Consider the following 13,045-nt stretch of genomic DNA (forward strand, 5'->3'; position numbering starts at 1 on the left):
AAATAGAGAAGTTACAGTTAGAAATTGTAGGAGAGATCTCGTTTTTCGCGACAATCTGGCGTATTTCTTGCCGATTCCAGGATTATTCCGTCCATAGTGTAAAACCCCGTTTACACATTCTGACGGAAGATATAGATTGGAAGGATTGCATTCACCAAGATAAGTATGGCAACACTGGAACAGACATGAATTATCAGAACGACGATTTACGCATCAAAGAAATCAAAGAGTTACTTCCTCCTGTCGCACTGTTGGAAAAATTCCCCGCTACTGAAAATGCCGCGAATACGGTTGCCCATGCCCGAAAAGCGATCCATAAGATCCTGAAAGGTAATGATGATCGCCTGTTAGTGGTGATTGGTCCGTGCTCAATTCATGATCCTGTCGCGGCTAAAGAGTATGCCACTCGCTTGCTGGCGCTGCGTGAAGAGCTAAAAGACGACCTGGAAATCGTAATGCGCGTTTATTTTGAAAAGCCGCGCACCACGGTGGGCTGGAAAGGGCTGATTAACGATCCGCATATGGACAACAGCTTCCAGATCAACGACGGTTTGCGAATTGCCCGTAAATTGCTGCTCGATATTAACGACAGCGGTCTGCCAGCGGCGGGCGAATTTCTCGATATGATCACCCCTCAGTATCTCGCTGACCTGATGAGCTGGGGCGCAATTGGGGCGCGAACAACCGAATCGCAGGTGCATCGCGAACTGGCGTCTGGTCTTTCTTGCCCGGTAGGTTTCAAAAATGGCACAGACGGTACGATTAAAGTGGCTATCGATGCCATTAATGCCGCCGGTGCGCCGCACTGCTTCCTTTCAGTGACCAAATGGGGTCATTCGGCGATTGTGAATACCAGCGGTAACGGCGATTGCCATATCATTCTGCGCGGCGGTAAAGAGCCTAATTACAGTGCAAAACACGTTGCTGAAGTGAAAGAAGGGCTGAACAAAGCAGGCCTGCCAGCACAGGTGATGATCGATTTCAGCCATGCTAACTCGTCCAAACAATTCAAAAAGCAGATGGATGTTTGTGCTGACGTTTGCCAGCAGATTGCCGGTGGCGAAAAGGCCATTATTGGCGTGATGGTGGAAAGTCATTTGGTAGAAGGCAATCAGAGTCTGGAGAGCGGGGAGCCGCTGGCTTATGGCAAGAGTATCACTGATGCCTGCATTGGCTGGGACGATACCGATGCTCTGTTACGTCAGCTGGCAAATGCAGTAAAAGCGCGTCGTGGATAATTTATAGTCAAATCGCCATGACTGTATGTTTGTAGGTCTGATAAGACGCGTAGCGTCGCATCAGGCAATGTGCTCCATTGTTAGCAACGACAAACAAAAAAGCCGACTCACTTGCAGTCGGCTTTCTCATTATTAAACGAATGACGTTTACTTCGCTTTACCCTGGTTAGCAACCGCCGCTGCTTTCGCCGCGATCTCGTCAGCATTACCCAGATAATAACGTTTCAGCGGTTTGAAGTTCTCGTCGAACTCATACACCAGCGGCACGCCAGTCGGGATATTCAGCTCAAGAATCTCTTCTTCGCTCATGTTATCGAGATATTTCACCAGCGCACGCAGAGAGTTACCGTGTGCAGCGATGATCACGCGCTCACCGCTCTTCATACGCGGCAGAATGGTTTCATTCCAGTAAGGGATCACGCGGTCAATGGTCAGCGCCAGGCTTTCCGTCAGCGGCAGTTCTTTCTCGCTCAGTTTCGCGTAACGGGGATCGTGACCCGGATAACGCTCATCATCTTTAGTCAGTTCCGGCGGAGTCACCGCAAAACCACGACGCCACTGTTTCACCTGCTCGTCGCCATACTTTTCAGCAGTTTCCGCTTTGTTCAGACCCTGCAACGCACCGTAGTGACGTTCGTTCAGTTTCCAGGATTTCTCAACGGGCAGCCATGCCTGATCCAGTTCGTCCAGCACGTTCCACAGGGTATGGATAGCGCGTTTCAGCACAGAGGTGTAAGCAAAGTCAAAGCTGTAACCTTCCTCTTTCAGCAGCTTACCTGCTGCTTTTGCTTCGCTTACGCCTTTCTCAGACAGATCCACGTCGTACCAACCGGTGAAACGGTTTTCTTTGTTCCACTGACTTTCGCCATGACGAACCAGAACCAGCTTAGTTACAGCCATATACTTACTCCTCAAATCATCTTTTAATGATAATAATTCTCATTATATTGCCGTGACGAAGCAACAGCAATGCTTACGCATAACCATAGCGAAAATAGTGTCGCAGTGTAAGGTTGTTGTGAATATTGAGTTGCAAATATGTCGGTATTTGCTGGTGATTTGAACAATACGAGGATAAAGCCCTCATGACGAGGGCTTAACATTACTCAGCAATAAACTGATATTCCGTCAGGCTGGAATATTCTTCGCCAGGACGCAAGAAGCAGTCCGGCTGCGGCCATTCAGGGTGGTTCGGGCTGTCCGGCAGAAACTCGCTTTCCAGTGCCAGCCCCTGCCAGTCGGCGTAAGGTTCAGTTCCTCTTGATGGCGTGCCGCCGAGGAAGTTGCCGGAGTAGAATTGCAGAGCCGGAGCGGTGGTGTAGACCTTCAGCTGCAATTTTTCATCTGCTGACCAGACATGCGCCGCCACTTTCTTGCCATCGCCTTTGGCCTGTAACAAGAATGCGTGATCGTAACCTTTCACTTTGCGCTGATCGTCATCGGCAAGAAACTCACTGGCGATGATTTTGGCGCTGCGGAAATCAAAAGACGTTCCGGCGACAGATTTCAGGCCGTCGTGCGGAATGCCGCCTTCATCAACCGGAAGATATTCGTCCGCCAGAATCTGCAACTTGTGATTGCGCACGTCAGACTGCTCGCCGTCAAGATTGAAATAGACGTGATTAGTCATATTCACCGGGCAAGGTTTATCAACTGTGGCGCGATAAGTAATGGAGATACGGTTATCGTCGGTCAGACGATATTGCACCGTCGCGCCGAGATTACCCGGGAAGCCCTGATCGCCATCATCTGAACTCAGGGCAAACAGCACCTGACGATCGTTCTGGTTCACAATCTGCCAGCGACGTTTGTCGAACCCTTCCGGGCCGCCGTGCAGCTGGTTAACGCCCTGACTTGGCGAAAGCGTCACGGTTTCGCCGTCAAAGGTATAACGGCTATTGGCGATGCGGTTGGCATAACGACCAATAGAGGCCCCCAGAAACGCGGCCTGATCCTGATAGCATTCCGGGCTGGCACAGCCGAGCAGCGCCTCGCGGACGCTGCCATCGGAAAGCGGAATACGGGCTGAAAGTAAAGTCGCACCCCAGTCCATCAGCGTGACTACCATCCCTGCGTTGTTACGCAAAGTTAACAGTCGGTACGGCTGACCATCGGGTGCCAGTGCGGGAGTTTCGTTCAGCACTGTCCTGCTCCTTGTGATGGTTTACACACGTAAAAAGTCTCTTTAATACCTGTTTTTGCTTCATATTGTTCAGCGACAGCTTGCTGTACGGCAGGCACCAGCTCTTCCGGGATCAGCGCGACGATACAGCCGCCAAATCCGCCGCCGGTCATGCGTACGCCACCTTTGTCGCCAATCACAGCTTTGACGATTTCTACCAGAGTGTCAATTTGCGGCACGGTGATTTCGAAATCATCGCGCATAGAGGCATGAGACTCCGCCATCAACTCGCCCATACGTTTCAGGTCGCCTTGCTCCAGCGCGCTGGCAGCTTCAACGGTGCGGGCGTTTTCAGTCAGGATATGACGCACGCGTTTCGCCACGATTGGGTCCAGCTCATGTGCAACAGCGTTGAACTCTTCAATGGTGACATCGCGCAGAGCTGGCTGCTGGAAGAAACGCGCACCGGTTTCGCACTGTTCACGACGGGTGTTGTATTCGCTGCCAACCAGGGTACGTTTGAAGTTACTGTTGATGATGACCACAGCTACGCCTTTCGGCATGGAAACCGCTTTGGTCCCCAGCGAGCGGCAGTCGATCAGCAAGGCATGATCTTTCTTGCCGAGTGCGGAAATGAGTTGATCCATGATCCCGCAGTTACAGCCAACAAACTGGTTTTCTGCTTCCTGACCGTTAAGCGCGATTTGTGCGCCGTCCAGCGGCAGATGATAAAGCTGCTGCAATACGGTTCCGACCGCGACTTCGAGTGAGGCGGAAGAACTTAACCCGGCACCCTGCGGCACGTTGCCGCTGATCACCATGTCCACGCCGCCGAAGTTGTTGTTACGCAGTTGCAGATGTTTCACCACGCCACGCACGTAGTTCGCCCATTGATAGTTTTCATGCGCGACAATGGGCGCATCGAGGGAAAACTCGTCAGTCTGATTTTCATAATCGGCTGCCATTACGCGAACTTTACGGTCATCGCGTGGCGCACAGCTAATGACGGTTTGATAATCAATCGCGCAGGGCAGAACGAAACCGTCGTTGTAGTCGGTGTGTTCACCAATCAAATTCACGCGGCCAGGCGCCTGAATGGTGTGAGTGGCAGGGTAGCCAAATGCGTTGGCAAACAGAGATTGTGTTTTTTCTTTCAGACTCATTTCTTACACTCCGGATTCGCGAAAATGGATATCGCTGACTATGCGCAAACGCTCTGCTGCCTGTTCTGCCGTCAGATCACGCTGGGTTTCTGCCAGCATTTCATAACCGACCATAAATTTACGTACGGTGGCGGAGCGCAGCAGAGGCGGATAAAAGTGCGCGTGCAGCTGCCAGTGTTGATTCTCTTCGCCATTAAACGGCGCACCGTGCCAGCCCATAGAGTAGGGGAAGGAGCACTGGAAGAGGTTGTCATAACGACTGGTCAGCTTTTTCAACGCCAGCGCAAGATCGCTGCGCTGGGCGTCGGTCAAATCGGTGATCCGCAAAACATGGGCTTTGGGCAGCAGTAGCGTTTCGAACGGCCAGGCAGCCCAGTAAGGCACTACGGCTAACCAGTGTTCGGTTTCGACAACGGTACGGCTACCGTCTGCCAGCTCGCGCTGGACATAATCCACCAGCATTGGTGATTTCTGTTCGGCAAAATATTCTTTTTGCAGGCGGTCTTCGCGCTCAGCTTCGTTAGGCAGGAAGCTATTTGCCCAAATCTGTCCGTGCGGATGCGGGTTAGAGCACCCCATCGCTGCACCTTTGTTTTCAAATACCTGCACCCACGGGTACGTTTTTCCCAGCTCTGCGGTTTGCTCCTGCCAGGTTTTGACGATTTCCGTCAATGCCGCAACGCTGAGTTCTGGCAGTGTTTTACTGTGATCAGGTGAAAAGCAGATCACCCGGCTGGTACCGCGCGCGCTCTGGCAACGCATCAACGGATCGTTGCTTTCTGGCGCGTCTGGCGTGTCAGACATCAAGGCCGCAAAGTCATTGGTAAAAACATAAGTCCCGGTGTAATCGGGGTTTTTATCGCCAGTCACCCGCACATTACCTGCGCAGAGAAAGCAATCTGGATCGTGCGCAGGTAACACCTGTTTGGCTGGCGTTTCCTGCGCCCCCTGCCAGGGGCGCTTAGCACGGTGCGGTGAAACCAGAATCCATTGCCCGGTGAGCGGGTTGTAGCGGCGATGTGGATGATCAACGGGATTAAATTGCGTCATGGTCGTTCCTTAATCGGGATATCCCTGTGGATGGCGTGACTGCCAGTGCCAGGTGTCCTGCGCCATTTCATCGAGTGTGCGCGTTACGCGCCAGTTCAGTTCGCGATCGGCTTTGCTGGCGTCCGCCCAATAGGCTGGAAGGTCGCCCTCGCGACGCGGTGCAAAATGATAATTAACCGGTTTGCCGCAGGCTTTGCTGAAGGCATTAACCACGTCCAGCACGCTGCTGCCCACGCCAGCGCCGAGGTTGTAGATGTGTACGCCTGGCTTGTTCGCCAGTTTTTCCATCGCTACGACGTGACCGTCCGCCAGATCCATTACGTGGATGTAATCGCGCACGCCAGTACCGTCTTCGGTCGGATAATCGTTACCAAAAATAGCCAGCGAGTCGCGACGGCCTACAGCAACCTGGGCAATGTACGGCATCAGGTTATTCGGAATGCCTTGCGGATCTTCGCCCATATCGCCCGACGGATGCGCGCCAACCGGGTTGAAGTAGCGCAGCAGGGCAATGCTCCAGTCCGGCTGGGCTTTTTGCAGGTCGGTGAGGATCTGTTCCACCATCAGTTTGCTTTTGCCGTAAGGGCTTTGCGGTGTGCCGGTCGGGAAGCTTTCAACGTATGGAATTTTGGGCTGATCGCCATAAACGGTGGCAGAGGAGCTAAAAATAAAGTTTTTGACGTTAGCGGCGCGCATGGCGCTAATCAGGCGCAAAGTACCGTTGACATTGTTGTCGTAATATTCCAGCGGTTTTTGTACCGATTCGCCAACGGCTTTCAGCCCGGCGAAGTGGATCACGGTGTCGATAGCGTGATCGTGCAGGATCTCGGTCATCAACGCTTCGTTACGAATATCGCCTTCAACAAACGTTGGATGTTTGCCGCCTAAACGCTCGATAACAGGCAGTACGCTGCGCTTACTGTTACAGAGGTTATCAAGAATGATGACATCATGACCGTTTTGCAGTAATTGCACACAGGTATGACTTCCAATGTAACCGCTACCACCGGTAACCAGAACTCTCATAATTCGCTCCATTAGGCTTATGGTATGAAATAACCATAGCATAACAAAGATGCGAAAAGTGTGACATGGAATAAATTAGTGGAATCGTTTACACAAGAATTTAGCCGTTTTTTATGCGTGATTAAATGATTATAAAACAGAGGGTTTATGAATGATTGCGCTTTTTATCTGAAAAAAAGACGCGGTTTCATGCCTGGATGCGTCGAACCGTGGGCCGGATAAAGCGTTTACGCCACATCCGGCACAGTCAGCATTTCCTACTCAGTTTATTTTTGTCAGCGCATAGCGATAAAGGTCACCGTCCGGCACGAACTCCAGACGATGGGTAATACAGGCAGGCGCATCTTCCGCATGGTGCGAAACAAACAATAATTGCGTTTCACCTTCGCTAATTAGCACGTCAACAAAACGGCGGATAAGCTGGCGATTGAGCGGATCCAGTCCCTGTAGTGGTTCATCGAGAATAAGCAAAGTCGGATGTTTCACCAGTGCGCGGACGATCAGCGCCAGGCGTTGTTGCCCCCAGGAAAGACTATGGAAAGGGGCGTCAGCCGTGCGTTTATCAATGCCGAGAATATCCAGCCACTGCTGCACCAGCTTTTGCTGACGATCCGAAACGGCCTGATAAATGCCAATCGAATCAAAATAGCCAGAAAGAATCACATGACGCACAGTAGTACTGACCCGGTAATCCAGATGCAAACTACTGCTGACGTAACCGATATGCTTTTTGATATCCCAGATGGTTTCGCCGCTGCCACGACGTCGTCCGAAAAGCGTCAAATCGTTGCTGTAACCTTGCGGATGATCGCCAGTAATCAGGCTTAATAACGTCGATTTTCCCGCGCCATTTGGCCCGACAATTTGCCAGTGTTCACCTGGATTCACCTGCCAGCTAAGGTTATTAAGAATGGGGCGATCGTTATAAGAAACCACGCCATTGTTCAGCACAATGCGCGGTTCGTTGGCGGGTAAGGCGTGACGTGCTGAAGGTTCATCCGGCTCCGGCAGTTGCACACCTTCAAGCTGTTCGCTATGCGCCAGTTGCGCGACGAGTGCTTGCTGGAGCAGTTCCTCTTTAGCGCCAGTTTCCACTAACGTACAATCCGCCAGCACGCCAGCAAACTGGACAAATTCCGGGATCTCATCGAAGCGATTGAGCACCAGTACCAGAGTAATACCGGACTGATGTAACGAGGCGAGTAATTCTGCCAGCTGCTGACGTGAGGCAACGTCAAGACCATCGAACGGTTCATCAAGAATCAATAAGTCAGGCTTCGACATCAGCGCCTGACAGAGCAGGGTTTTACGCGTCTCGCCAGTGGAAAGATATTTAAAACGTCGGTCGAGCAGGGCGGTAATGCCAAACTGCTGCGCCAGCTGCGCACAACGCGGTGCATCCTTAACTTCATCCTGAATGATCTCAGCCGTGGTGCGCCCGGTGTCATCTTCGCCAGGACTAAGCATATCGGTGTTATTGCGCTGCCATTCGTCACTGACGAGCTTTTGCAATTGCTCGAAGGAGAGACGAGTGATGTGGGAGAATTGGCTTTGCCGTTCACCTTTCAAAAGCGGAAGTTCTCCCGCCAGCGCGCGGGCCAGCGCCGATTTCCCGCTGCCATTAGAACCGACAAACGCCCAACTATCGCCCGCGTTTAACGTTAGCTGAGGCAATTGCAGCGTTTTTGTGTCGCTAAGACGAAACGTGCCTTGCAAAATTTGCAACGATGACATTTTATATCCCATTTTGTGCAGCGATTACTGACAGGGATACGTGTTTCATAACAAATTGTCAACACGCTTAGCACAGCGTGGCGATAATCACGCTGTCGGCATTAAAGTAGGCCGTGACATTCTGTCCTTGCTCAAGAGAAGCCGCTTCATTTACCGGCACCGTGGCGCACAAGGTTTGCCCGTCGGGTAGCGCCATTAATACTTCGCACTGTTCTGCGCCGCGCTCTATATGGCGAATAATGCCCGGCAATTGGTTGTCGGCACTCTGGGCTACGGTGTCATCCTGGGTAATGTTCACCCACGGCGCTTTCAGTAGAATCAACACTTCTTTGCCTTCATCCAGCCCCAGACGCGCGCCACTTTGCGCGGTAATCGCGACTTTTAAGCGTGTTTTGCCGTCGGCCAGTAAGACATCAACATGCTGTTGAACGTCATCATGATCGCGGGCTGTGATGGTACCGAACCACTGGTTACGGGCGCTGGTTTGCAGTGAAAAACGTGAGATCGCGGCCAGCAGGCTGTTCAGCGGCAGGGCGTCATCGTCACTTAACACATCAAAGGCTTTTTGCTGGATCTGGGCGAGAAGATCGTAAAGCTGAATCAGTCGTTGACCATAGCGGGTCAGCACAGCACCGCCACCGCCTTTTCCGCCCGTAGCTCGTTCAACCAGCGTATGCTCACTTAACTGATTCATTTCGTTAATGGCATCCCAGGCGCTTTTATAGCTGATACCGGCATCTTTCGCCCCCTGGCTGATGGAACCGGAAAGCGCGATGTGTTTTAGTAGCGAAATGCGGCGTGGGTCGGCAAAGAGCTTTTGTTGCAGCTTAAGAGTGAGAAGGATTTCGGCCTGCATAACAATGTCCTGGCAAAAGTCTTATTGTGACGGAAAATGAGCGCCACGCAAAGCTGACCGCACAAAAGGGGAGTGCTTTTCTGTGCTTAACGGTTAGAATAGTCACAGGACTACATCTGGAGTTGACCATGTTAGAGTTATTAAAAAGTCTGGTATTCGCCGTAATCATGGTACCTGTCGTGATGGCCATCATCCTGGGTCTGATTTACGGTCTTGGTGAAGTATTCAACATCTTTTCTGGTGTTGGTAAAAAAGACCAGCCCGGACAAAATCATTGATTCCATGAATGCCCGCTGAGTCGGGCATTTTCTTTTTCTCAACTTCCTGCTTTTCCTGCCGATATTTTTTCTATCTACCTCTCAAAGGTTAACAATAACTGCTGGGAAAATTCTGAACTTGCCGTTATATTGACGCCTACATAACGTTAAATAAAGGGGTTACAAATGGCTCGTAAATGGTTAAACCTGTTTGCCGGGGCGGCGCTCTCTTTCACTGTTGCTGGCAATGCGTTGGCGGATGAAGGGAAAATCACGGTTTTTGCCGCAGCATCACTGACCAACGCGATGCAGGATATCGCTACGCAGTATAAAAAAGAGAAAGGCGTAGACGTCGTTTCTTCTTTCGCCTCCTCTTCTACTCTGGCTCGTCAGATTGAAGCAGGTGCGCCTGCGGATCTGTTTATTTCTGCCGATCAGAAATGGATGGATTATGCAATTGATAAAAAAGGAATTGATACCGCCACGCGTCAAACCTTGCTCGGCAATAGCCTGGTCGTTGTAGCACCGAAAACCAGCGAGCAGAAAGAGTTCACCATCGACAGCAAAACTAACTGGACCTCTCTGCTGAATGGCGGCCGCCTGGCGGTTGGCGATCCGGAACATGTTCCGGCTGGCATTTATGCGAAAGAAGCTCTGCAAAAACTGGGCGCATGGGATACGCTCTCCCCGAAACTGGCTCCCGCAGAAGATGTTCGTGGGGCGCTGGCGCTGGTCGAACGTAATGAAGCGCCGCTGGGTATTGTCTACGGTTCTGACGCAGTTGCCAGCAAAGGGGTAAAAGTGGTCGCCACTTTCCCGGAAGATTCGCATAAAAAAGTGGAATATCCGGTTGCCGTCGTGGAAGGGCATAACAACGCGACAGTGAAAGCATTTTACGATTATCTGAAGGGACCGCAGGCTGCGGAAATCTTTAAACGTTACGGATTTACAACTAAGTAATGATACTGACCGATCCAGAATGGCAGGCGGTTTTATTAAGCCTGAAAGTTTCTTCCCTGGCTGTGCTGTTTAGCCTGCCGTTTGGGATCTTTTTTGCCTGGTTACTGGTGCGTTGCACGTTTCCGGGCAAAGCTCTGCTCGACAGCGTACTGCATCTACCGCTGGTGTTACCGCCCGTGGTTGTCGGTTACTTGCTGTTAGTTTCTATGGGACGGCGCGGATTTATCGGCGAACGCCTGTATGACTGGTTTGGCATTACCTTCGCGTTTAGCTGGCGCGGCGCGGTTCTCGCTGCCGCAGTCATGTCTTTTCCGTTGATGGTGCGGGCGATTCGTCTGGCGCTGGAAGGGGTTGATGTCAAACTGGAACAGGCCGCAAGAACGCTGGGGGCTGGGCGCTGGCGTGTTTTCTTTACTATCACGTTACCGCTGACGTTGCCGGGAATTATCGTCGGTACAGTACTGGCATTTGCTCGTTCGCTCGGTGAATTTGGCGCAACCATCACCTTTGTTTCTAACATTCCAGGTGAAACGCGAACCATTCCTTCTGCCATGTATACCCTGATCCAGACCCCAGGCGGTGAAAGCGGCGCGGCGAGACTCTGCATTATTTCTATTGCGCTGGCGATGATCTCCCTGTTGATTTCAGAATGGCTGGCCAGAATCAGCCGTGAACGGGCGGGGCGCTAATCATGCTGGAACTGAATTTTTCCCAGACCTTGGGCAACCATTGCCTGACCATTAATGAAACGCTGCCCGCCAATGGCATCACTGCTATCTTTGGCGTCTCCGGTGCCGGAAAAACTTCGCTGATTAACGCCATTAGTGGACTGACGCGCCCGCAAAAAGGGCGGATTGTCCTCAATGGTCGGGTACTAAATGATGCCGAAAAAGGTATCTGCCTGACGCCGGAAAAGCGTCGCGTTGGCTATGTGTTTCAGGATGCACGGCTGTTCCCGCATTACAAAGTGCGTGGCAATCTGCGCTACGGCATGTCGAAAAGTATGGTCGATCAGTTCGATAAGCTGGTGGCGCTTTTAGGCATTGAACCGTTGCTTGACCGTTTACCGGGCAGCCTGTCCGGAGGCGAAAAACAGCGTGTGGCAATTGGTCGGGCATTGCTGACGGCTCCGGAATTATTATTGCTGGATGAACCACTGGCGTCGCTGGATCTTCCGCGCAAACGCGAGCTATTGCCTTATCTGCAACGGCTGACGCGGGAAATCAACATTCCGATGCTGTATGTCAGTCATTCGCTGGATGAAATCCTCCATCTGGCGGACAAAGTGATGGTACTGGAAAACGGCCAGGTGAAAGCTTTCGGGGCGCTGGAAGAAGTGTGGGGCAGTAGCGTGATGAATCCGTGGCTGCCGAAAGAGCAACAAAGCAGCATTCTGAAAGTAACGGTACTGGAACATCATCCGCGTTACGCAATGACCGCGCTGGCGCTGGGCGATCAGCATTTATGGGTTAATAAGCTGGATGAACCGCTGCAAGCCGCGCTACGCATCCGCATCCAGGCTTCCGATGTTTCTCTGGTTTTACAACCGCCGCAACAAACCAGCATCCGCAATGTGCTGCGCGCAAAAGTCGTCAATAGCTATGACGATAACGGCCAGGTGGAAGTGGAACTGGAAGTCGGCGGTAAAACGCTGTGGGCGCGAATAAGCCCGTGGGCCAGGGATGAACTGGCGATCAAACCTGGCCTGTGGCTATACGCGCAAATTAAAAGTGTGTCGATAACCGCCTGATTAAATCAGGTGGCTATAAATAAACTGGGCGATGCTGTCGGTGGTATTGTCACCAATCACGATATTGGCGCGTGCTTTTACCGCGTCATCGGCATTGCCCATCGCTACACCCGTTCCGGCAGCCTCCAGCATACTGATATCATTGAAGTTATCGCCGAATGCGACTACGTTTTCCATCGACCAGCCTTGCGCCTCAACCCATTTCGTCAGGCGTTTGCCTTTACTGTTGCCGCCGCGTGCAATATCAACCTGATCGTGCCAGGACCATTCACACTCCAGACCCAACTCATGTTCAACATGCTTACCAAAATGCTGTAACTGCGGCAGGTCATCGTGCGTCAGAGCGAACTTCCACACGGCGTTAACTTGTTGCGCCGTTTCAGCCAGAGAAGCGACTTGTGTGAAAGTCGGGCGTTGTTCCGGCGGCAAAGTCTGCGCCCAGTTAGACGTGCGAATGACATGTCCGGTCGGATGCTCATAGACCATTGCGTCATCCACATACATCAGACCGTGAATGTGGTGTTCATTCAGCATCTCGATGAGTTGCAGGGCTTTGTTAACGGGCATTGGATCGGCTTCAAGCACAGTTTTTGCATGATAATCATACAAATAGGTGCCATTACAGCAAATAGCAGGTGTATCCAGCGCCAGCGCCTGATAAAAAGGATGAATAGCGACGTGATGGCGACCCGTGACGATAATCAATTGGTAACCTGCTTCGCGAGCGCGGGCAAGCGCTTCAATCGATGAGGGAAGCAGAGTCTTTTTCGGGGTCAATAAGGTGCCGTCTAAGTCGAGAGCAATCACGCGTGTGGTCATGGCGTTTTCCAGATTAAGGTTAAGAATTTTCGTCTGCGCGAATGGTACACCGATACCACTATCGGACAAA

At 51.8% G+C, this 13,045-nt stretch carries 13 protein-coding genes; 5 read left to right on the forward strand and 8 right to left on the reverse strand.

Going from position 1 to position 13,045, the window contains the following annotated elements:
• The first annotated feature begins 185 nt into the window (after positions 1-185).
• Positions 186-1,238 carry a 3-deoxy-7-phosphoheptulonate synthase AroG gene (aroG, locus tag FEK42_RS08115; protein WP_130209918.1) on the forward strand — a complete coding sequence of 351 codons (1,053 nt, stop codon included), beginning with the start codon at positions 186-188 and terminating at the stop codon, positions 1,236-1,238.
• Positions 1,239-1,385: 147 nt separating this feature from the next.
• Here the strand turns inward: aroG and gpmA are convergent, their stop codons facing one another.
• The 7 genes from gpmA to modE form a co-directional block, all read right to left on the reverse strand.
• On the reverse strand, positions 1,386-2,138 hold the full coding sequence (gene gpmA, locus FEK42_RS08120) for a 2,3-diphosphoglycerate-dependent phosphoglycerate mutase (RefSeq protein WP_001295305.1): 753 nt from the start codon (positions 2,136-2,138) through the stop codon (positions 1,386-1,388).
• A 202-nt stretch (positions 2,139-2,340) separates the two neighbouring features.
• Positions 2,341-3,381, reverse strand: a complete 1,041-nt coding sequence (gene galM / locus FEK42_RS08125) for a galactose-1-epimerase (RefSeq protein ID WP_000931389.1) — start codon at positions 3,379-3,381, stop codon at positions 2,341-2,343.
• Positions 3,375-4,523, reverse strand: coding sequence for a galactokinase (gene galK / locus FEK42_RS08130; protein WP_135492045.1), 1,149 nt, complete (start codon positions 4,521-4,523; stop codon positions 3,375-3,377). Before galK ends, galM begins: the two co-directional genes overlap by 7 nt.
• Positions 4,524-4,526: 3 nt before the next feature.
• A complete protein-coding gene (gene galT, locus FEK42_RS08135) occupies positions 4,527-5,573 on the reverse strand; it encodes a galactose-1-phosphate uridylyltransferase (protein WP_135492046.1) in 1,047 nt (348 codons plus the stop codon).
• Positions 5,574-5,582: 9 nt separating this feature from the next.
• Entirely contained in the window at positions 5,583-6,599 is a 1,017-nt protein-coding gene (gene galE / locus FEK42_RS08140; protein ID WP_001265443.1) for a UDP-glucose 4-epimerase GalE, read from the reverse strand.
• Between the two features lie 261 nt (positions 6,600-6,860).
• Entirely contained in the window at positions 6,861-8,333 is a 1,473-nt protein-coding gene (gene modF / locus FEK42_RS08145; RefSeq protein WP_135492047.1) for a molybdate ABC transporter ATP-binding protein ModF, read from the reverse strand.
• A gap of 67 nt (positions 8,334-8,400) precedes the next feature.
• Complete coding sequence (gene modE, locus FEK42_RS08150; protein ID WP_130214929.1) at positions 8,401-9,189, reverse strand: molybdenum-dependent transcriptional regulator; 789 nt, start codon at positions 9,187-9,189, stop codon at positions 8,401-8,403.
• Positions 9,190-9,317: 128 nt separating this feature from the next.
• Between modE and acrZ the strand changes: the two genes are divergently transcribed.
• The 4 genes from acrZ (at position 9,318) to modC (ending at position 12,156) form a co-directional block, all read left to right on the forward strand.
• Positions 9,318-9,467 carry a multidrug efflux pump accessory protein AcrZ gene (acrZ, locus tag FEK42_RS08155; RefSeq protein WP_000891515.1) on the forward strand — a complete coding sequence of 50 codons (150 nt, stop codon included), beginning with the start codon at positions 9,318-9,320 and terminating at the stop codon, positions 9,465-9,467.
• A 165-nt stretch (positions 9,468-9,632) separates the two neighbouring features.
• The gene (gene modA, locus FEK42_RS08160; RefSeq protein WP_130209930.1) at positions 9,633-10,406 is read left to right on the forward strand and encodes a molybdate ABC transporter substrate-binding protein; all 774 of its coding nucleotides are present in this window, start codon (positions 9,633-9,635) and stop codon (positions 10,404-10,406) included.
• Positions 10,406-11,095, forward strand: a complete 690-nt coding sequence (gene modB / locus FEK42_RS08165; RefSeq protein WP_000604034.1) for a molybdate ABC transporter permease subunit — start codon at positions 10,406-10,408, stop codon at positions 11,093-11,095. The genes modA and modB overlap by 1 nt, the downstream gene beginning before the upstream one ends.
• Before the next feature lie 2 nt (positions 11,096-11,097).
• The gene (gene modC / locus FEK42_RS08170) at positions 11,098-12,156 is read left to right on the forward strand and encodes a molybdenum ABC transporter ATP-binding protein ModC (RefSeq protein ID WP_130209932.1); all 1,059 of its coding nucleotides are present in this window, start codon (positions 11,098-11,100) and stop codon (positions 12,154-12,156) included.
• Here modC and ybhA read toward each other — a convergent pair whose 3' ends face one another.
• Entirely contained in the window at positions 12,157-12,975 is an 819-nt protein-coding gene (ybhA, locus tag FEK42_RS08175) for a bifunctional pyridoxal phosphate/fructose-1,6-bisphosphate phosphatase (protein WP_000213425.1), read from the reverse strand.
• Between the last annotated feature and the right edge of the window lie 70 nt (positions 12,976-13,045).

This window comes from Escherichia sp. E2748 (genome assembly GCF_005781125.1).
Classification (GTDB): Bacteria; Pseudomonadota; Gammaproteobacteria; order Enterobacterales; family Enterobacteriaceae; genus Escherichia.